The organism is Mesorhizobium waimense (genome assembly GCF_003601975.1).
Lineage (GTDB): Bacteria > Pseudomonadota > Alphaproteobacteria > Rhizobiales > Rhizobiaceae > Mesorhizobium > Mesorhizobium waimense.
In genome coordinates this window covers 34,871-54,120 of sequence record NZ_QZWZ01000001.1, presented here as the reverse complement: position 1 = coordinate 54,120, position 19,250 = coordinate 34,871, and the positions used below count along the sequence as shown (strand labels likewise).

The window sequence follows — 19,250 nt, the reverse complement described above, 5'->3', positions numbered from 1 at the left end:
CGCGCTTCATGGCAGGGCTGGAGCGTTTTCTCGCCGACGAGGCCGCGACCGCAAGGCTCGGCGAGGATCTCGCCATGGCGCTGCGCCCCGGCGATGTGCTGGCGCTGAAAGGCGATCTCGGCGCCGGCAAGTCGACGCTGGCACGCGCGCTGATCCGGGCGCTGGCCGACGATACGGCCCTCGACGTGCCGAGCCCGACCTTCACGCTGGTGCAGAGCTACGACACGCGCGTTCCCGTCCATCATTTCGATCTCTATCGGCTGTCTTCGGCGTCCGAACTCGACGAACTCGGCTTCGACGATGCGCTGACGCAAGGGGCAGCACTGGTCGAGTGGCCGCAACGGGCCGAAACCCGGATGCCGGCAAGCGCGCTGTGGATCGAACTCGACCATCAGGGCGAGGCCCGCCGGGCAAGCCTGTCGGGGCAAGGTGCCACGTTCGAGCGCGCGGCACGGTCGCTGGCGATGCGCGATTTTCTCGACTCGGCCGGATGTGGTGGGGCGAGCCGCCGCCATTTCGTCGGCGACGCTTCGGCCCGCTCCTACGAGATCGTCTCGCACGCCGGCTTTGCGCCGCGCGTGCTGATGAATTCGCCGCGGCTGGTGCTGGGGCCGCCGGTGCGTGACGGCAAGCCCTACGCCGTGATCGCCCACTCCGCGCAATCCGTCACGGCCTTCGTTGCCATCGACAAGGCGTTGCTGGCCGCCGGCGTCAGCGTGCCGGAGATCCATGCCGAGGATCTCGACCAGGGCTTTTTGCTGCTTGAGCATCTCGGCTCGGATGGGTTCCTGGGCAGCGACGGACAGCCGGTGGCCGAGCGCTATGCGGCAGCGGCCGAACTGCTGGCCATGATGCACGGCAAGGCCTGGCCCGAGCGCATGCAGGCAGCGCCCGGCATCTTCCACGACGTGCCGCCCTTCGACCGCGACGCCATGATGATCGAGGCCGAGCTGCTGGTCGACTGGTATGTGCCGATGGTCACCGGCGGCCCGGCCAGCGAAGCCTTGCGGGCCGGCTACGCCAGGGAATGGAACGCGGTTCTCGACCGGCTCGCGGCTAGCGAATACACGCTGATGCTGCGCGACTTCCATTCGCCTAATATCATCTGGCGCGGCGAGCGCTCTGGGCACGACCGCCTCGGCATCGTCGACATCCAGGACGCGCTGATCGGCCCCGCCGCCTATGACATCGCCTCGCTGGCGATGGATGCCCGCGTCACAGTCTCGCCCGACATCGAGAAGCGGACGCTCCACGCCTATATCGCGGCGCGCCACGCCGCCGGCGGCTTCGACGAGGCGGCCTTCAAGGAAGCCTATGCAATCATGGCGGCGCAGCGCAATTCGAAGATCCTCGGCATTTTCGTGCGGCTCGAAAAGCGCGACGGCAAGCCCTATTACCTCAGGCACCTGCCGCGCATTCGCGACTATCTGCGGCGGGCACTGGCGCATCCGGCGCTCGCCGGGTTACACGCCTTCTATGTCGCCCATGGCTTGCTGGAAGAACGACCGCTGTGACCGCTAACCCCACGACTGCGATGGTGCTTGCCGCGGGGCTTGGCAGGCGCATGCGTCCGATCACCGACACGATGCCGAAGCCGCTGGTGAAAATCGCCGGCAAGACGCTGCTCGACTGGGGGCTGGACAGCCTGGCCATGGCAGGCGTCGAGACGGCTATCGTCAACGTTCATTATCTTCCCGAGCAGATCGTTGCCCATGTCGCTGCACGGCGGGCGCCGAAGATCGTCATCTCCGACGAGAGTGAGGCCTTGCTCGATTCGGCCGGTGGCATCGTCAAGGCGCTGCCGGAGTTGGGCAAAGATGCCTTTTACATCATCAACGCCGACACATTCTGGATCGACAGCGGCCAGCCCAGCCTCGAGCGCCTTTCCCTTGCATGGGACGGCTCGAGAATGGATATTCTGCTGATGCTTACGGATCTCGACTCAGCGACCGGACACTGCGTCGGCACGGATTTCCTGATGGCGCCGGATGGCGCCCTGCGCCGATCGAAGGGCGACCCGGCCGGCGTGATCTATGCCGGGGCGGCGATCATTCATCCGGGCATCTTCAAGGACGCACCGGCAAAGCCGCACTCGCTCAACGCCTATTTCGATACGGCCATTGCCGCTGGCCGCCTGTTCGGCATGAAGATGCAGGGCCGCTGGATCACCGTCGGCACGCCCGACGCCATTCCGCTGGCGGAAGCGGCGGTGGCCGGCGCCCTCGCGAAAGTCATATGAGCGGCTCGCGCCGCGTCTTCTCGATACCATCTGGAGCGCCGTTCCTGCCGACGCTGGCGGAGGCCCTGCTGGCTGGCCGGCTGGTTCCGGGTTTCCGCTTCGACGGCGACCCGCTGGCGCTCGCCGACGTCACCATCTATGTGCCGACCCGCCGCGCCGCGCGGGCGCTGCGCGGCGCCTTTGTCGACCATCTGGGCGGCCGATCGGCGATCCTCCCGGTGGTGCGCCCGCTCGGCGAGTTCGACGAGGACGAGGCCGGCTTCGATGCCGAGGGCGCTTTAGCCATCGATCTGGCGCCGCCGATCGCGGCGCAGGAACGCCTGCTCCTGCTGGCGCCGCTGGTGCGGCTGTGGAAGAGCCGTCTGCCGGCAGCGGTCGCTGCCCGTTTCAACGAGGAGATCGTCATTCCGGCCTCGGCCGCCGATGCGATCTGGCTGGCGCGCGACCTTGCCCGGCTGATGGACGAGATCGAGACCGAGGGCACGGACTGGGCCAAGCTCGCCACGCTGGTGACCGGCAATCTCGCCGGCTGGTGGCAGGTGACGCTGGATTTTCTCGGCATCGTCACCGACAGCTGGCCGCAGCTGCTGGAAGAGCGCCACCGCTCGAACCCGGCCGCGCATCGCAGCGCGCTGATCCGGCTGGAGGCGGCGCGGCTGAAGCGCAATCCACCGGCCGGCCCGGTGATCGCCGCCGGCTCCACCGGCTCGATCCCGGCGACCGCCGAATTGCTGGCCGCCATCGCCGGCCTGCCCAATGGTGCCGTCGTGCTGCCCGGCCTGGACACCAGGCTGGACGAGGCGTCCTTCGCCGCACTTTCGGCACCCGGCGCGCGTCCGGCCCTGCTTGGCCACCCGCAATTCGGCCTGGCCAAACTGATCAACGGCATCGGCGTGCTGCGGGCGGATGTCGAGGAGATCGCCGCCGCGGACCGGCCGCTGGCGCTGCGCGCGGCCCTGGTCGGCGAGGCGCTGCGGCCGGCCGAGACCACCGAGCTGTGGACCGAGACGCGGCTTGCTTTCCAATCCGGCGATATCGCCGAAGCCCTGGCCGATGTGACTTTGGTGGAGGCCGCCAGCGAACGCGACGAGGCGGTGGCGATCGCGGTGGCGCTCAAACGCGCCGTCGAACAGCCCGGCCAGCGAGCCGCGCTCGTCACCGGCGACCGCGCGCTGGCGCGGCGCGTTTCGGCGGAGCTCAAGCGCTTCGGCGTCATCGCCGACGATTCCGGCGGCACGCCTTTAGCCAACACGCCGGCGGCCAGCCTGCTGAGGCTGGCGCTGCAGGCCATGTTCCGGCCGGGTGACCCGGTCGGCCTGCTGTCGCTGCTCAAGCACCCGCTGCTCGGCCTCGGCCTGGAGCGCGCTGACGTCCGCCATGCGGCGGAAATCATCGAACTGGTGGCGCTGCGCGGCGGCACCGGCCGTCCCGACGCCGCTTTACTCGCGGAACTCTTCGAAGCCCGGCTCTCGGGCCTTGGCGATAGCCGGCCGCCCTTCTGGTTTTCGCGCCTGACGGTGCGCGGCGTCGAGAATGCGCGAGATGTGCTTGCCCGTCTGGTGGCCGCACTCACTCCACTCCTCGCCTTTCGCGGCGAAGCCGACGCCGATCTCGCCGCGCTGACGCGGGCGAGCATCGTTGCGCTGGAAAACCTTGGACGCACGGTGGATGGCAGCCTTGCCGAGCTCTATGCCGGCGACGCCGGCGAAAAACTCGCCGAACTGCTGCGCGGTCTGGTCGCAGCGTCAGCGCCGTTCTCGTTTGCGGCGGCCGAATGGCCCGACGTGATGGAGGCGCTGATGGCGGCGGAAACGGTCAAGCCGGCACAGGGCACCGACCGCAACATCGCCATCTGGGGCGCGCTGGAAGCACGACTGCAGAACGTCGGCACGCTGGTCATCGGCGGGCTCAACGAAGGCGTGTGGCCGCGCAAGCCGGAGAGCGACCGCTTCATGTCGCGGCTGATGAAGACCGGTATCGACCTGGAGCCGCCGGAACGGCGTATCGGCCTTGCCGCGCACGACTTCCAGATGGCGATGGGGGCGAGACAGGTCGTGCTGACGCGCTCGGCCCGTTCCGGCGACGCACCAGCGGTGCCGTCGCGCTGGCTGCAGCGCCTGGTCACCTTCATCGGCAAGGAGCATGCGGCAGCACCGTTGCGGCGCGGCGACGAGTTGCTGGCCTGGGCGCGCGCGCTTGACGCCGGCGAAAAGCAGGATTTTGCGCCAAGGCCGCAGCCGAGGCCGCCGCTCAGCGTCCGGCCGCAGAATTTCTCGGTCACCGAGATCGAGACGCTGCGCCGCGACCCCTATGCGATCTATGCCAGGAAAATCCTCGGCCTGGTGCCGCTCGATCCGGTGATCCGCGATCCGGGTGCTGCCGAGCGCGGCACGCTGTTTCACGCCACCCTGCATCTGTTCTCGCGCCGCGTGCTGGACCCGCGCGAACCCGGCGCCTTGAACGGCCTCATCGAGGCCGGCCGCAGCTGCTTTGCCGAGGCCGCGCTGCCGCCCGATGTCGAGGCGGTGTGGTGGCCGCGCTTCGAAAAGCTCGCCGCCAACATCATCGAATGGGAGCACGGCCGCGCCGAAGCCGTGACACGGCGCCATGCCGAGGAGCGGGCGGAGAAGACCGCTGTCGGCCGCACCGGCGTGACGCTGTCCGGCTATGCCGATCGCGTCGACCTGCTGGCTGGCGGCATGGCCGACATACTCGACTACAAGACCGGCTCCTCGCCATCGAAGGCGCAGGCGCACACGCTGCTGGCGCCGCAGCTGGCGCTGGAAGGCGCGCTGCTCAGGCGTGGCGCTTTCAGGGATCTTGGCGCCCGCGAGCCGTCGCAGCTCGCTTTCGTCAGGCTGAAGCCGAATGGCGATGTGTTCGAGGAATCGATCCTTGAATACAACCGCAAGCCGAGGACCGCCGCCGATCTCGCCGAAGAAGCCTGGGCGCGGCTGGAGAACCTGCTCTTCCATTATGCCGACCCGATGACCGGCTATCTGTCGCGCGCTCTGCCCTTCCGCGAGGGCGAGGCCGACGGCGACTACGACCATCTCGCCCGCGTGCTCGAATGGTCGGCCGGCGGCGACAGCGGCGACGAGGCGGGGGAGGCATGAAGAAGGCCTACCCGATCCCGAGCGACACCGCCGCCAGCCAGGCGCGCGCCTCCGACCCGCTGAATTCGGCCTGGGTGTCGGCCAATGCCGGCTCCGGCAAGACGCATGTGCTGGCGCAGCGTGTCATCCGGCTTTTGTTGTGCGGCACCGATCCGTCGAAGATCCTGTGCCTGACCTACACGCGCGCCGCCGCCGCCAACATGTCGAACCGGGTGTTTTCGACGCTTTCCGAATGGACGTTGCTCGGCGACACGGAATTGGCCGCACGGATCGAAGCGCTGGACGGCCGGCGAGCCGATCGCGACACCATGCGCCGGGCACGGCGGCTGTTCGCCGAGGCGCTGGAGACGCCGGGCGGGTTGAAGATCCAGACCATCCACGCCTTTTGCGAATCGGTGCTGCACCAGTTCCCGCTGGAGGCCAACATCGCCGCGCATTTCGAAATGCTCGACCCGCAGATGGAGGCGTCGCTTTTCGCCACCGCCCGCCGCGACATGATCTCGGGCACGACCGCCGGCGACGCCGGACTGGCGGAGGCCTTCGCCACCGTGTTGGAGCGCGGCGGTGAAGCCGGGCTCGACGCACTGCTTGCCGAGATCGTGCACAAGCGCGACGGCTTGCGCGCCTTCATCGGCGCGCTTGGCCGTGACGGGCGCGGCTTCCAGCCGCTGTTCGACGAATTTCGGTTCCGCGCCGGAGAAACGGCCGAAGGCATAGCCGCCTCGGCTTGGCCTCTGCCGGGCTTCCTGCCCGACTATTTTGCCGGCTTCGCCCATGCCGCCGAAGCCACCGACGCCCGCACCGTGCTGAACAATCTGCTGCCCTATGCCCGTGCCGCCTTCGCCGAGAACGACCCGATCCGCCGGTTGCAGATGCTCGGCAAGGCCTTCCTCAAAGCGGACGGCGACCCCTATGATCCGCAAAAGGCGTTCAAGAAGGCGCTGCTCGACCGGTTGCCCGACCTTCCAGAGCGCTATCTGGCGGCGGTCCATGCCATTCTCGACGCCTCGGACAGGTTGGCGCTGTTCCGGATGCTGGAGGGCACCTGTGCCGCGTTGACCGTCGCCGGCTGGCTGATCGCGCGCTACGAACAGCTGAAGCGCGGCCGCGGCTTCCTCGATTTCAACGATCTCATCACCCGCACGGTCGGCCTGCTGGCGCGACCCGACGCCGGACCCTGGGTGCAATACAAGCTCGACCAGGGCATTGACCATGTCCTGCTCGACGAGGCGCAGGACACCAGCCCCGACCAGTGGGAGGTGGTGAAACGGCTGACGGAGGAATTCTTTGCCGGGCTCGGCCAGCGCGAGACCGTGCAGCGCACCGTGTTTGCCGTCGGCGACGAAAAGCAGTCGATCTATTCCTTCCAGGGTGCCGCCCCGGACTCCTTTGCCGACAGCAGGCTTTTGTTTGCCGGACGCGTGCGCGACGCGGACGCCTCGTTTGCCGACCTCAAGCTGACCTGGTCGTTCCGCTCGACCGACGACGTGCTGGCTGCCGTCGACCGCGTCTTTGCCGAACCGGGCGTGCGGCGCGGCATCAGCCATGATCCCGACCCGCTGAACCACAAGGCGATCCGCACCGATGCGCCCGGCTATGTCGAGGTCTGGCCGTCGATCGGCGCCGATGCGGTCGAGGAACCCGACGACTGGACCTTGCCCGTCAACCATGCCAGCGCGCCGGCGGTGCGCGTTGCCGAGCATGTCGCCGCGACCATCCAGAGCTGGCTCCGGGACGGCGAGACCATCGAAGGCAAGGGCCGGAAGCTGACGGCGGGCGACATACTTGTGCTGGTGCGCAAGCGCGACCGCTTCGTCCATGCGCTGTCGCGCAGCTTGAAGAACCGGCAGATCCCGGTGGCCGGAGCCGACCGGCTCAGCCTGCCCGGCCATATCGCGGTCAAGGACCTGATCGCGCTCGGCCATTTCCTCATCCAGCCACAGGACGACCTGTCGCTGGCCGCCGTGCTGCGCAGTCCGATCTTCGATGTTTCGGAGGAGCGGCTTTTTGCGCTGGCAAGCGGGCGGGCGCCTGGCCTGTCGCTGATCGGCTCACTGAGACTGCATGCTGGCGAAGACGCCGCGCTGGCCGCCATCGTTAGCCAGCTCGATGCCTGGGCGGATGAGGCGGCGTTCAAGCCGGTGTTCGAATTTTATGCCGCGGCACTGGCCCGCGACGGGCTGCGCAAGAAGATGATCGCGCGGCTCGGACCGGAGGCCGGTGATATCATCGACGAGTTCCTGAGCTTCTGCTTGGCCGAGGAGCGGACCGGCCTGCCGGGGCTGGAAGCCTTCCTGGCGACGTTGGAAAGCACCAGCCCCGAGATCAAGCGCGAGATGGACCAGACCCGCGACGAGGTGCGCGTCATGACGGTGCACGCCGCCAAGGGCCTGGAGGCGCCTGTCGTCTTCCTGGTCGATGGCGGCTCGGCGCCGTTTAGCGACCAGCATCTGCCGCGGCTGATGCCGTTCCAAGGCTCGGGCGAGCATTTTCGCGGCAAGGGCTATCTCTGGCGCTCGGCCAGCGACGTCGCCAACGGCTTTTCCAAGGCCGCCGCAACTCGCGCTCGCGAACTCGCCGACGACGAATACCGCCGGCTGCTCTATGTCGGCATGACGCGCGCCGAGGACCGGCTGATCGTCTGCGGCTATCATGGCAAGCGGGCGCCAAGCACAGGTACCTGGCACTCGATCGTCAGCCGCGCGCTGATCGGCGCTCCGGAAAGCGCCGAGCGCCGGCATCCCGCCACCGGCGAGCCCGTACACTGCTTCCACATGACCAAGCTGCCGCCGGTACCAATCGCGGCAACCGGGGAGAACAGGCCGGCGCACCCGTTCGCGCCATTGCCGGCGAGCCTATTCCGGCCCTTGCCGCCTTACGAGGACCTGCCGCGGCCGCTGTCGCCGTCCGGCGCTTCGGCACTGATCGACGAGGGCAAGGAAACGGTGGCCGACACGCGCTCACCGGTGCTGGATGCGGAGGCGGAGCCCGGTTTCGCTGTTATGCGCGGGCTGGCCCTGCACAAACTGCTGCAGATGCTGCCTGGGATCGCCGAGGACGAACGCCGGGATGCGGCCGAGCGCTATCTGGCGCGTGCCGGCGCCGAGTGGCCCGAGGCCGAGCGCGACAAGGCGCTGGCCTCAGTGTTCGCAATCCTCGCAGACCCGCGCTTCGCGCCGCTGTTCGGCTCCACGTCGCGCGCCGAGGTTTCGATCATGGGCAGCCTCGAGGTGAAGGGCAAGAAACGCTCCATCTCCGGCAAGATCGACCGCCTGGCAGTGGCCTTGGGCCGCGTGTCGATCGTCGACTACAAGACCAACCGGCCGGCGCCTGCGACGATTGCAGAGGTGCCGCCGGCTTATGTGCTGCAGCTCGCGCTCTATCGGGCGCTGCTTCATCCGCTTTATCCCGGCTACGAGCTGTCGGCTGCACTGCTGTTTACCGAGGCGCCCCGGCTGATCGAGCTGCCGGCGGCGGTCATGGACGATGCCCTTGCCCGACTCACGGGAGCGTGACACAAGAACTGCTTGAAGAAGGGCGCGACAGCCACCACATTTGGTGCAACTGAATTTTCGAAAGGATTTCCGCATGGCCACCGTGAAGGTCGACAAGAGCAATTTCGAGGCCGATGTGCTCAACGCCAAGGAGCCGGTCGTGGTTGATTTCTGGGCCGAATGGTGCGGCCCGTGCAAGATGATCGCGCCGGCGCTCGAAGAGATCGCCACCGAACTCGGCAGCAAGGTCAAGATCGCCAAGCTGAACATCGACGAGAACCCGGAATTGGCGGCGCAGTTCGGCGTGCGCTCGATCCCGACGCTGATGATCTTCAAGGGTGGCGAACGGGCCGATATCAAAGTGGGTGCTGCGCCGAAGACCGCGCTGTCGCACTGGATCAACGGCAACCTCGGCTGAGCCCAATCAAACTGTTTGAAGGACAAGCCCGGTCATCGTGCCGGGCTTTTTCTTTGGCGTCATCGCTCGGCCACGCTGGCCCTCGCGCACCGGTCTCCCATGCCTTCTGCTTGAAAGAGACAGGAGAACCCCATGACCGGATCCGCCAAGGCCACCGTCTTCATCGACAATGAGCGCGTCATCGTCACCGAATACCGCTTCCAACCGGGCGACAACACCGGCTGGCACCGGCATGGCCACGACTATGTCGTCGTGCCGCTGATGGACGGCAAGGTGAAGCTGTTGACCAAGGACGGCGACTCCTTCGCCGAGATGAAGAAGGGGGCGCCCTATTTCCGGAAGCAAGGCGTCGAGCACGATGTCATCAACGCCAATGAGGGCGAATACGCCTTCATCGAGATCGAGCTGAAATAACCCGCCAAGGGCCAGCGCCCAGCGATCACCAGTCGGCGATGCGATCGCCGCCGGCGAATTGCGCACTTTTTTCGGTGTATTCGAACAGCTCGATCTTCACGCCGTTGGGGTCGCGGATCCAGGCCTGCCAGGTGTCGTCGCAGGCGTGTTTCTTTGCCGTGACGTCGATGCCATTTGCCCTTATGTGGGCGATCGCCGCGTCGATGTTTTCCACTTCGAGGCAGAAATGGTTGATCTGGTTCAGGTCGCCGTAGCGGGCCTCGTCTTTCTGGAACACCTCGACATGGCTGCGGCCGCCGCAATTGAGGTAGAAGCCGAAAACCGTGCCGTCGCGCAGGAAATTGAACTGGGTGTCCATGCCAAGCGCGTCCCGGTAGAAGCTTCGCGTCGCTTCCAGGTCATGCGCGAAAATGCAGACGTGAGCGAGTTGCTTTACCTTGATCATCACTGGCTCCTTGCGGTGATCGTCGCGCGCTCAGGCTGGCGGCGTGCCGTTCTCGGCCAATACGGCGCCGGCCAGGTACAATGAACCGCCGATCAGGATGCGCGGCGGCGGGCCGTCCCATGTGTCGCGCAGCAGCATCAGGGCGCTGGCGACCGAGCTCACCGGCTCGGCCGACAGGCCTGCCTCGACGGCACGGATGGCCAGTTCGTCATTCGGCACGCCGGCATCGCTCATGCTCACCGGGACCGTATAGACATGCCGGGCCAGGCCCTTGAAGGCGCGGAAATAACCGCTCTGATCCTTGGTGTTGATCATGCCGGAGATCAGAAACAACGGACGCGGGTTCTTGTCCTCCTGCTCGGCCAGTGCCTCGGCGACGACGATGCCGGCGCCTGGATTGTGGCCGCCGTCGAGCCAGATGTCGGCGCCCTTCGGCGCCAGCTCCGCCAGCCGGCCCTGCGCCAGCTTTTGCATGCGACCCGGCCAGGCGACACTGGTCATCGCCTTCTCGGCGGCGCGGTGGCTGATCTCGAAGCCCGCCGCCTTGACCGCGGCGATCGCGGCAGCGGCATTGGCGAACTGATGACGCCCCGGCAGGCGCGGCGGTGGCAGGTCCATCAAGCCGTCCTCGTCCTGGTAGACCATGCGTCCGTTCTCCTCGTAGGCGAGGAAATCCTGGCCGTAGACGAAGGTCGGACAGTCGAGCCGCTCGGCGGTTTCGATCAGCACCTGGAGCGCCGTTTCGGTTTCCTGCGCGCCGATGATCACCGGACAGCCTGGCTTGATGATGCCGGCCTTTTCGGCGGCGATCAGCTCGACACGGTCGCCGAGATAGGCCTCGTGGTCGAGCGAGACCGGCATGATGACCGACACTGCGGGCCTAGCCACGACATTGGTGGCGTCGAAGCGGCCACCGAGGCCAACCTCGATGATGGCGGCGGCGGCCGGATGTTCGGAAAACAGGATGAAGGTGACGGCGGTGAGGATCTCGAAGACGGTTATCTTCTGGCCTGCATTGGCCTTGGCGACGCGGGCGATGGCCTCGGCGAAAACCTCGTCGTCGACCAGCCTGCCCCCGCCATCGGCCGCAAGACGGTAGCGCTCATGCCAGTTCACCAGATGCGGCGAGGTATGCACGTGGACGAGATGGCCAGCGGCTTCGAGCAGCGCCCGCGAGAAGGCCGCGCACGAGCCCTTGCCGTTGGTGCCGGCGATGTGGATGACCGGCGGTAGCCGGTCCTGCGGATTGCCCAGCCGCTCGAGCAGCCGCGAAATCCGGTCGAGCGAAAGGTCGAAGCCCTTCGGGTGAAGCGCCATCAGAGCTTCGATTTCGCGGTCGGCGGCAAGCGTGGTCATAAAAGAATCCTAAGCGTGCGCGGAGTCTCGCGCAATCGCGGTTCGCGGCTAAGAATGTCGCGTCAGGCCTGCGGCCGTGCTTCCGGCTGTGTAAGCGCCGGCGGCAGGATTTCCGGCTCCAGCGGCTTCTGCTCTTCCGGCATCTTGAGCAGCATCTTCAACAGCCGCGAAATCGTCTGGCGCAATTCGAGCCTCGACACCACCATGTCGACCATGCCGTGCTCCATCAAATATTCGGCGCGCTGGAAGCCGTCGGGCAGTTTTTCGCGGATGGTCTGCTCGATGACACGCGGGCCGGCAAAGCCGATCAGTGCGCCGGGCTCGGCGATGTGGACATCGCCCAGCATGGCGTAGGAGGCGGTAACGCCGCCGGTGGTCGGGTTGGTCAGCACGACGATGTAGGGCAGGCCGGCCTCCTTCAGCCGGTCGACGCCGACCGTGGTGCGCGGCAATTGCATCAGCGAGAGAATGCCTTCCTGCATGCGGGCGCCGCCGGAGGCAGCGAACAGGATCAGCGGCCGCCTACGCTGCAGGGCGACCTCGAAGGCGTGCACGATGGCGTCGCCCGCGGCCATGCCGAGCGAGCCGCCCATGAAGGCGAAGTCCTGCACCGTGACCACCACCGGCAGGCCGTCGATGCTGCCCAGCGCATTGACGATGGCATCCTCCAGGCCGGTCTTGGCCTTAGCGTCCTTCAGCCGGTCGGTGTAGCGCTTCTCGTCGCGGAATTTCAGCGGATCCTGCACCACCTTGGGGTTTTCGAGCGTCTCGTATTTGCCGTCGTCGAGGAAGAATTTCAGCCGCTCCTTGGCCGAGATCTTCATGTGATGGCCGGAGGACGGGATGACGAACTGGTTCTGCTCCAGGTCCTTGTGGAACACCATCTCGCCGGTCTCGGGATCCTTGATCCAGAGGTTTTCGGGCATGTCGGTACGGCGGCCGAGCATCGAATTGATCTTCGGGCGGACGTAATTGGTGATCCAGTTCATCGCTTCGGCTCCTGTCCTGACGAAGAGGTAGGAAGATTATTCGGCGGCAGCAAGGCGGGCCGAACGCACGCCTTGCGACAGGCCACTGACCAGCGTGGCGACTGCTTCGGCAGGGTCCGCGGTCTTTTCGCCCTTGGGGCCGAGTACATTGGCCACCGCATTGACGATCGCGGTGCCGACAACGACACCATCGGCATTGGCGCCGATGGTGCGCGCCTGCTCGGCGGTCTTGACGCCGAAGCCGACGCAGACCGGCAAGTCGGTGTGGCCCTTGATGCGCTTGACCGCCGCCGCGACCTTGCCAGTATCAGCCAGGGCAGAGCCGGTGATGCCGGTCATCGAGACGTAGTAGACGAAGCCGGAGGTGTTCTGCAGCACCTTGGGCAGGCGCTTGTCGTCGGTGGTCGGCGTCGCCAGGCGGATAAAATTGATGCCGGCCTTGAGCGCCGGGATGCAAAGTTCCTCGTCCATTTCCGGCGGCAGGTCGACGACGATCAGCCCGTCGATGCCGCTGGCGATGGCGTCCTTGAGGAAGCGGTCGACGCCGTAAATGTAGATCGGGTTGTAGTAGCCCATCAGCACGATCGGCGTCTCGTTGTCGCCGGTGCGGAAGTCCGCCGCCATCTTAAGCGTCTTGACCAGCGTCTGGCCGCCCTTCAGCGCACGCAGGCCCGCCGCCTGGATCGCCGGGCCATCGGCCATCGGATCGGAAAACGGCATGCCCATTTCGATGATGTCGGCGCCTGCCTTCGGCAGCGCCTTCATGATCGACAAAGCGGTGTCGTAGTCCGGGTCGCCGCTCATGAAATAGGTGACTAAAGCCGGGCGGCCTTCGGCTTTCAGTTTTGCCATGCGGCGGTCGATGCGGGTGGTCATGATCAGATCTCCATGCCCAGCATCGAGGCCACCGTGTGCACGTCCTTGTCGCCGCGGCCGGACAGGTTGACGATCACGATCTGGTCCTTGTCCATGGCCGGCACGATCTTGACCGCATGCGCGATGGCATGGGCCGATTCCAGCGCCGGGATGATGCCTTCGACGCGCGTCGTCAGCTGGAACGCTTCCAGTGCCTCATCATCGAGGATCGGCACATATTCGACGCGGCCGCTGTCGCGCAGCCAGGAATGCTCCGGCCCGACGCCGGGATAGTCGAGGCCGGCCGAGATCGAATGACCGTCCATGATCTGGCCGTCGGCATTCTGCAGCAGGTAGGTGCGGTTGCCGTGCAGCACGCCGGGCGCGCCGGCATTCATCGAGGCGCAATGCTCGATGCCGTCGAGGCCACGACCACCGGCCTCGATGCCAATGATGCGGACCTGCCTGTCGTCGAGGAAGGGATGGAACATGCCGATGGCGTTCGAACCGCCGCCGACGCAGGCGATGATGGTGTCGGGCAGCCGGCCTTCCTGCTCGAGGATCTGGGCGCGCGCCTCGGACCCGATGACCGACTGGAAGTCACGCACCAGTTCCGGATAGGGGTGCGGGCCTGCGGCGGTGCCGATCAGGTAGTAGGTGTCCTCGACATTGGTGACCCAATCGCGAAGGGCTTCGTTCATGGCGTCCTTCAGCGTGCCGTGGCCAGCGGTCACTGGCCTGACTTCGGCACCGAGCAGCTTCATGCGGAAGACATTCGGGCTCTGGCGGGCCACGTCGGTGGCGCCCATATAGACGACGCAGGGAAAGCCGAAACGCGCCGCCACCGTTGCCGAGGCGACGCCATGCTGGCCAGCGCCGGTCTCGGCGATGATGCGCTTTTTGCCCATGCGCTTGGCCAAAAGGATCTGGCCGAGGCAGTTGTTGATCTTGTGCGAACCGGTGTGGTTCAGATCCTCGCGCTTGAAGTAGACCTTGGCGCCGCCCCCCAGGCCCTTCGCCGAGGAAACCTCACGAAGATGCCTGGTCAGGCCTTCGGCGAAATAGAGTTTCGACGGCCGCCCGGCATAATGGGTCGACAGGTTCTGCAGCTCGGCCTTGAAATCCGGATCGTTCTTGACCTCGTTCCAATGCCGTTCCAGGTCGAGGATCAGCGGCATCAGCGTCTCGGCGACGAAGCGGCCGCCAAAGATGCCGAACATGCCCTGCTCGTCGGGTCCGGTGCGGAAGGAATTGGGTGTCGCCGGCTTGTCCATCGCCGATCTCCTAGTCTCGATGTCTGAACATGTCCTTGTCGGAAAACCGGTTCCCACTTTTCCAGGACATGCTTTGGTTTAGAGCACTCAGGCGGCGCGGTCGTCGCGCGCGGCCCTGACGGCCCGGAAAAACTGCTCGATCAGCGCCGGATCCTTGACGCCCGGTGCGCTTTCCACGCCCGACGAAATGTCTATTCCGGGCGGATTGGCAAGCTGAAGGGCATCGCCGATATTGGCGGCGTTGAGCCCACCGGAAAGCATGTAATCGACGCCGGCGTCAAGGCCGGCCAGAATGCGCCAGTCGAAGGCGACGCCGTTGCCACCCGGCAATTCCGAACCTTTCGGCGGCTTGGCATCGAACAGGAAGCGGTCGGCGATGCCGACGATGGGCTTTATCCGCTCGAGATCGGCGGGCGCGCTGACCGACAGCGCCTTCATGACCGGCAGGCCGTAACGGGCTTTCACCTCAGCCACCCGCTCCGGCGTTTCCGAGCCGTGAAGCTGCAGCATGTCGGGGTGCATCTTGCCGACGATTTCATCCAGGAATGCGTCACTGGCGTCGACCGTCACGGCGACCGCCCTGGCCTTGCCGATGGCCGCCTGGCGCAGGCGGCCTGCTTCCGCCGGGTCGACATAGCGCGGGCTCTTGGCGAAGAAGATGAAGCCGACATGGCTGGCGCCGCCGGCGAGCGCCGCGGTCAGTGCTTCATCGGTCTTCAACCCGCATATCTTGATGTCGAGCGCCATAGCGCGGGGATTGGCACGAAAAGTGGCACGAGTCGAGAAAAAGCGTCCTGTTTGCCGGCGGGGCCGAACGCACTACCTTCTTCTTAGGGATATAGGCGGGAGCAAACGACCATGACAGACCAGAGCGTTGCCCAACTCAGGCAAAAGATCGCGCAGGCGCGCGAGGTCATCGCGCATCTGATGGACAAGGCCGCCTTCAACGGCGCCGAGGCGCACCGCGCGCTCGACTATTTCGGCGGCGACGCCTTCGAGCGAAATTTTCTGCCGTGGCCGCGCCAGGGCGATGAGGGCTTGAGGCCGGAGGAACTCAATGCGGCGAATGATGATTGAGCTCTTGTGATTTCGTCATCCTAAGGCGAAGTGACGCGAAGCGGAACGCAGACCCTAGGATGACGAAGTTGGGATGGCTTCGCGAATCTCAAGCGCCTGCGCTAACGGCTCAATCGAACACGATCGCCTGTAGCGCACCGCCATTGCGTTTCAGCCAGTCCTTGCAGCGATCGGTGTCGGGGCAGAGCTGTTCGCACAATTTCCAGAACTTCGGGCCGTGGTTCATCTCCTTGAGATGCGCCACCTCATGCGCGACGAGGTAGTTTATGACCGGTGCGGGCGCCATCATGATACGCCAGGAGAAGGACAGATTGCCGTCGGAGGTGCAGGAGCCCCAGCGGCTCGACGTGTCCTTGAAGCGGATCGCCTTGGCGCGCTTGCCGATCGCCGCGCTGTGCTTGGCCACCAGGCGCTCGATCTCGCGCTTGGCCTCGCGCTTGAGGAAATCGGCGATGCGGCGCGGCAGATGCACGCGCTCGCCATGCACGATCAGCAGCGGACCACGCTCGTCGCGCGAGACGGTGACGGTGCCGCGCTTGGCCGATTCATGGACGATGCGGTGGGCCACGCCGCGCACCGGGATCTTGATGCCGGGCCGCACCTGCGGCCGTGTCGGCACCTTGGCCAGCCGCTGCTCCAGCCAGTCCTGGTGACGGTCGAGGAATTTTTCGACCTCGCCGCGGCGCAGGCCCGGCGGCACGGTGATGCGCAGGCCCTGGCCGCCGGAATCGATGCGCAGCGTCAGCCGGCGGGCCCTGGCGCTCTCGACGATCTTGAGCGGCAGGGTGCGGCCGGCGACGCAATGCTCGCGCTCGACGACGGGCGACGGCTTGGGCTTGGTCAGGTTGCGGAAGAAGCCGAAGGACATGGCTGGACGATACGCGATTCGAGGAAAACGACCAGTGGAGCGAAGCCGAAAAGAGAACAAAAAAGAAACGGCGCCGCTTGCGCGACGCCGTTAGTCATGCCGAGACCTGTCGCAGGGGCTCAGTCGTCAAGCAGGTTCGAACCTTTGCGCTTGGGTGTGGTCGGCTTGGTCGTCGTCGGAGCAGTCGACTTGTTGCGGTTCGCCATGAAGCGGTCGAACTCGTCCTGGTCCTTGGCGCGGCGCAGTTCGCGAGCGTAGTCGTCGAACTCGGTCAGCATCTCGTCGAGCTTGCGGCGCTCTTCGGCGAGGCGCTCAAGCTCCTTTTCGCGCCAGTCGTCGAAAGCGACGTTGCCGGTGCGGGCGGAGCCGTGGCCCCAGCGCGCGGCCTTGTCGGAGCCGCGGCGGCAGCCGGCGAAGATGCCGTCGGTGGCGCGGTTGACGTCACGCTTGAAGCCGTCGAGCCGGTCGCCCCAGATGATGTAGGCGAGCATGGCGAAGCCGAGCGGCCAGAACACCATGAAGCCGATCACCATCAACGCGATGGTCGCCGGCGTCCAGGCCGGACGGATCAATGCAGTCGTGTTCATTTTCTCCCAGTCCTTCCGTTGGAGACAGCCAGATCGGCTGCGTGGAATCGAAATGGGATGGGGAAAACGGCGATTCAAGACAGATCCGGCCAAAACCGGACAAGGGGCTGAAATGATTATTTCTTTTTGAGCACTTCGAGGAAAAGCACGGCCATGCCGGCAACCAGGCCCCAGAATGCTGCGCCGACGCCGGACAGCGTCAGCCCCGAGGCGGTGACGGCGAAGGTGACGGTGGCGGCCATGCGCTCGCCCTCTTCCTTGAGCGCGATCGACAGCGCGTTGGCCAAAGGCGCCATCAGCGCCAGGCCTGCAACCAGCACGATCAGGCTCTGCGGCAGCACGGCGAAGATCGCCACCAGCGAGGCGCCGAAGATGGCGAAGACAAGATAGGCGAGCGCATAGAAGGGACCGGTTTTCCAGCGCTCGGCGGGATCAGGATGCACGTCCGGGCCGGTGCAGATCGCCGCCGACATCGCCGCCAGATTGGTGGTCGAGGCGCCGAATGGCGCCGACAGCAGCGAAAACAGGCCGGTAACGCCAATCAGAGGGCCGGGCTCGGGATGGTAGCCGGCGGCCCTCAACACAGCGAGGCCGGACAGGTTCTGCGAGGCCATGGTGACGAGGTAGAGCGGCAAGGCCAGGCCGATGATCGACGCGGCGCTGAAATGTGGCGCAATCAGTGTGAGCGTCGATAGTTCCGGCGTCGGCAGGCCGCCGACGCGGCCGGTGAGGAAGGCGGCGAGGCCGCCGCCGATCAGCACCGCCAGAACCGACAGCGCCGGATTGAACAGGCGGATGACAAAAAAGGCCGCGATCAGCGGCAAGATCAGCCAGGGGTCGGCGGGTATGGTCTTGACCGCGCCGGTGGCGAAGCTGACGAGGATGCCGGCCAGCATGCCGGAAGCGACCGAGGCCGGGATCCTGGCGATCAGCTGGGTCAGCGGCTTGAACATGCCCGTGGCGATCAACAGGATGGCGGTGACGATGAAGGCGCCCACCGCATCATTTATCGTAAAGCCGCTAGATGCCGCGATCAACGCCAGGCCCGGCGTCGACCAGGCGGTGATGACGGGCATTTTCGTGCGCCAGGACAGCCACAGGCATTCGATCGCCATCGCCAGACACAGCGCCGTCACCCAACTCGCGGTCTCGACCTGGGTGGCGCCGACCGCCTTGGCGGCGGCGATGACTACGGCCAGCGTGCCGCCAAAGCCGACGATTGCCGCGACGAAGGCGGATATCGGGATGGAAATGCGCATGACCTACCCTGCTCGCCGCACCATCTCACCCACTGCCCGCAGTAGCATGTCGAGATCCTGGGGACGGGACAGGCGGTGGTCGCCGTCAGGGATGAGCGACAGCGTGACGTCATCGGCCGGCATCAGGGCAGCGAGCTTCAGCGCATGGCTCGACGGCACGTCGGCGTCGGCCAGGCCCTGCAGGATGTGGACCGGACAATGGGTGTCGATCGGCCCGGTCATGACAAGGTTCTTCCTGCCATCCTCGATCAGCGCGCGCGTGTAGATATAGGGCTCGGCCGAATAGTCGGACGGCTCTTCGAAAAACCCCTTTTCCTGGAGATCTCGCTTCTGCGCCTCGGTCAGCACCGGCTCGACCAGCTCGGCGGTGAAATCCGGCGCCGGGGCCAGCAGCACCAGGCCGGCGATGCGGTCGTCGCCCGCCTTGCGCAATTCCTGGCTCATGCGCAGGGTGATCCAGGCGCCCATGGACGAGCCGACCAGGATCTGCTTGCCCTTGGTGAAGCGACGGAAGACGGCGAGGCTTTGCCCAAGCCATTTCGAGATGGTGCCGTCGGCAAAGGCGCCTCCCGATTCGCCGTGGCCGGAGTAATCGTGGCGCAGGAAGGCGCGGCCTTCCTTTGCCGTCCATTCAGCCAGCGTCTGCGCCTTCGTGCCCAGCATGTCGGATTTATAGCCACCGAGCCAGACGATGCCGGGCGCTGCCCCCGGCGCGCGCCTGACGGCGATGTCGGTTCCCTCGACTTCCAGAAACTCAGGCGCAGTGGCGGTCATGGCTTTTCCCTCACGCCGGGTCTTTTGGCACAGCCGGGCGTTCAACGAAAAGCGGTCTGCAACTTTCTTTGCTTGGTGCAGGCTC

General features: G+C 66.0%; 17 protein-coding genes. 7 read left to right on the top strand and 10 right to left on the bottom strand.

From position 1 onward, the window contains the following. Positions 1-8: 8 nt before the first annotated feature. From tsaE to D3227_RS00250, 6 genes are all read left to right on the top strand, one after another. Positions 9-1,514 carry a tRNA (adenosine(37)-N6)-threonylcarbamoyltransferase complex ATPase subunit type 1 TsaE gene (gene tsaE / locus D3227_RS00275; RefSeq protein WP_120011707.1) on the top strand — a complete coding sequence of 502 codons (1,506 nt, stop codon included), beginning with the start codon at positions 9-11 and terminating at the stop codon, positions 1,512-1,514. Continuing rightward, on the top strand, positions 1,511-2,239 hold the full coding sequence (locus tag D3227_RS00270; RefSeq protein ID WP_120011706.1) for a nucleotidyltransferase family protein: 729 nt from the start codon (positions 1,511-1,513) through the stop codon (positions 2,237-2,239). Before tsaE ends, D3227_RS00270 begins: the two co-directional genes overlap by 4 nt. Next, positions 2,236-5,355, top strand: coding sequence for a double-strand break repair protein AddB (gene addB / locus D3227_RS00265; RefSeq protein ID WP_120011705.1), 3,120 nt, complete (start codon positions 2,236-2,238; stop codon positions 5,353-5,355). The genes D3227_RS00270 and addB overlap by 4 nt, the downstream gene beginning before the upstream one ends. Beyond that, entirely contained in the window at positions 5,352-8,870 is a 3,519-nt protein-coding gene (gene addA, locus D3227_RS00260; protein ID WP_120012149.1) for a double-strand break repair helicase AddA, read from the top strand. Before addB ends, addA begins: the two co-directional genes overlap by 4 nt. Before the next feature lie 73 nt (positions 8,871-8,943). Beyond that, positions 8,944-9,267, top strand: a complete 324-nt coding sequence (trxA, locus tag D3227_RS00255; RefSeq protein ID WP_120011704.1) for a thioredoxin — start codon at positions 8,944-8,946, stop codon at positions 9,265-9,267. Between the two features lie 132 nt (positions 9,268-9,399). Beyond that, entirely contained in the window at positions 9,400-9,681 is a 282-nt protein-coding gene (locus tag D3227_RS00250; protein ID WP_120011703.1) for a cupin domain-containing protein, read from the top strand. 25 nt (positions 9,682-9,706) lie between these two features. On the opposite strand, the gene D3227_RS00245 is transcribed toward D3227_RS00250, so the two are convergent. The 6 genes from D3227_RS00245 to D3227_RS00220 all read right to left on the bottom strand — a co-directional run bounded on the left by D3227_RS00245 (position 9,707) and on the right by D3227_RS00220 (position 15,347). Continuing rightward, positions 9,707-10,126 carry a VOC family protein gene (locus D3227_RS00245; protein WP_120011702.1) on the bottom strand — a complete coding sequence of 140 codons (420 nt, stop codon included), beginning with the start codon at positions 10,124-10,126 and terminating at the stop codon, positions 9,707-9,709. A gap of 30 nt (positions 10,127-10,156) precedes the next feature. Further along, a complete protein-coding gene (locus tag D3227_RS00240) occupies positions 10,157-11,482 on the bottom strand; it encodes a bifunctional folylpolyglutamate synthase/dihydrofolate synthase (RefSeq protein ID WP_120011701.1) in 1,326 nt (441 codons plus the stop codon). Positions 11,483-11,544: 62 nt separating this feature from the next. Continuing rightward, entirely contained in the window at positions 11,545-12,471 is a 927-nt protein-coding gene (gene accD / locus D3227_RS00235; protein ID WP_120011700.1) for an acetyl-CoA carboxylase, carboxyltransferase subunit beta, read from the bottom strand. A 36-nt stretch (positions 12,472-12,507) separates the two neighbouring features. Next, positions 12,508-13,347 (bottom strand): tryptophan synthase subunit alpha, encoded by an 840-nt coding sequence (gene trpA, locus D3227_RS00230; protein ID WP_120011699.1) that lies wholly within the window; start codon positions 13,345-13,347, stop codon positions 12,508-12,510. Between the two features lie 2 nt (positions 13,348-13,349). After that, positions 13,350-14,600 carry a tryptophan synthase subunit beta gene (trpB, locus tag D3227_RS00225; protein ID WP_120011698.1) on the bottom strand — a complete coding sequence of 417 codons (1,251 nt, stop codon included), beginning with the start codon at positions 14,598-14,600 and terminating at the stop codon, positions 13,350-13,352. Between the two features lie 87 nt (positions 14,601-14,687). Continuing rightward, positions 14,688-15,347 carry a phosphoribosylanthranilate isomerase gene (locus D3227_RS00220; RefSeq protein WP_120011697.1) on the bottom strand — a complete coding sequence of 220 codons (660 nt, stop codon included), beginning with the start codon at positions 15,345-15,347 and terminating at the stop codon, positions 14,688-14,690. A gap of 111 nt (positions 15,348-15,458) precedes the next feature. On the opposite strand from D3227_RS00220, the gene D3227_RS00215 reads away from it, so the two are divergent. Further along, entirely contained in the window at positions 15,459-15,677 is a 219-nt protein-coding gene (locus D3227_RS00215) for a hypothetical protein (RefSeq protein ID WP_120011696.1), read from the top strand. A 109-nt stretch (positions 15,678-15,786) separates the two neighbouring features. On the opposite strand, the gene D3227_RS00210 is transcribed toward D3227_RS00215, so the two are convergent. From D3227_RS00210 to D3227_RS00195, 4 genes are all read right to left on the bottom strand, one after another. Next, positions 15,787-16,545, bottom strand: coding sequence for a M48 family metallopeptidase (locus D3227_RS00210; protein ID WP_120011695.1), 759 nt, complete (start codon positions 16,543-16,545; stop codon positions 15,787-15,789). Positions 16,546-16,664: 119 nt separating this feature from the next. Beyond that, positions 16,665-17,132, bottom strand: a complete 468-nt coding sequence (locus tag D3227_RS00205; RefSeq protein WP_120011694.1) for a DUF2852 domain-containing protein — start codon at positions 17,130-17,132, stop codon at positions 16,665-16,667. A 116-nt stretch (positions 17,133-17,248) separates the two neighbouring features. Next, positions 17,249-18,391, bottom strand: coding sequence for a benzoate/H(+) symporter BenE family transporter (locus tag D3227_RS00200; RefSeq protein ID WP_120011693.1), 1,143 nt, complete (start codon positions 18,389-18,391; stop codon positions 17,249-17,251). 3 nt (positions 18,392-18,394) lie between these two features. Beyond that, positions 18,395-19,165 (bottom strand): alpha/beta hydrolase, encoded by a 771-nt coding sequence (locus D3227_RS00195; protein ID WP_120012147.1) that lies wholly within the window; start codon positions 19,163-19,165, stop codon positions 18,395-18,397. Between the last annotated feature and the right edge of the window lie 85 nt (positions 19,166-19,250).

Coding starts and splice junctions, on each gene's coding strand:
- addA (WP_120012149.1), top strand. CDS start 5,352: ATGAAGAAGGCCTACCCGATCCCGAGCGACACCGCCGCCAGCCAGGCG.
- D3227_RS00200 (WP_120011693.1), bottom strand. CDS start 18,391: ATGCGCATTTCCATCCCGATATCCGCCTTCGTCGCGGCAATCGTCGGC.
- D3227_RS00205 (WP_120011694.1), bottom strand. CDS start 17,132: ATGAACACGACTGCATTGATCCGTCCGGCCTGGACGCCGGCGACCATC.
- D3227_RS00195 (WP_120012147.1), bottom strand. CDS start 19,165: ATGACCGCCACTGCGCCTGAGTTTCTGGAAGTCGAGGGAACCGACATC.
- D3227_RS00215 (WP_120011696.1), top strand. CDS start 15,459: ATGACAGACCAGAGCGTTGCCCAACTCAGGCAAAAGATCGCGCAGGCG.
- D3227_RS00220 (WP_120011697.1), bottom strand. CDS start 15,347: ATGGCGCTCGACATCAAGATATGCGGGTTGAAGACCGATGAAGCACTG.
- accD (WP_120011700.1), bottom strand. CDS start 12,471: ATGAACTGGATCACCAATTACGTCCGCCCGAAGATCAATTCGATGCTC.
- D3227_RS00210 (WP_120011695.1), bottom strand. CDS start 16,545: ATGTCCTTCGGCTTCTTCCGCAACCTGACCAAGCCCAAGCCGTCGCCC.
- D3227_RS00245 (WP_120011702.1), bottom strand. CDS start 10,126: ATGATCAAGGTAAAGCAACTCGCTCACGTCTGCATTTTCGCGCATGAC.
- D3227_RS00240 (WP_120011701.1), bottom strand. CDS start 11,482: ATGACCACGCTTGCCGCCGACCGCGAAATCGAAGCTCTGATGGCGCTT.
- D3227_RS00250 (WP_120011703.1), top strand. CDS start 9,400: ATGACCGGATCCGCCAAGGCCACCGTCTTCATCGACAATGAGCGCGTC.
- addB (WP_120011705.1), top strand. CDS start 2,236: ATGAGCGGCTCGCGCCGCGTCTTCTCGATACCATCTGGAGCGCCGTTC.
- tsaE (WP_120011707.1), top strand. CDS start 9: ATGGCAGGGCTGGAGCGTTTTCTCGCCGACGAGGCCGCGACCGCAAGG.
- trxA (WP_120011704.1), top strand. CDS start 8,944: ATGGCCACCGTGAAGGTCGACAAGAGCAATTTCGAGGCCGATGTGCTC.
- trpB (WP_120011698.1), bottom strand. CDS start 14,600: ATGGACAAGCCGGCGACACCCAATTCCTTCCGCACCGGACCCGACGAG.
- trpA (WP_120011699.1), bottom strand. CDS start 13,347: ATGACCACCCGCATCGACCGCCGCATGGCAAAACTGAAAGCCGAAGGC.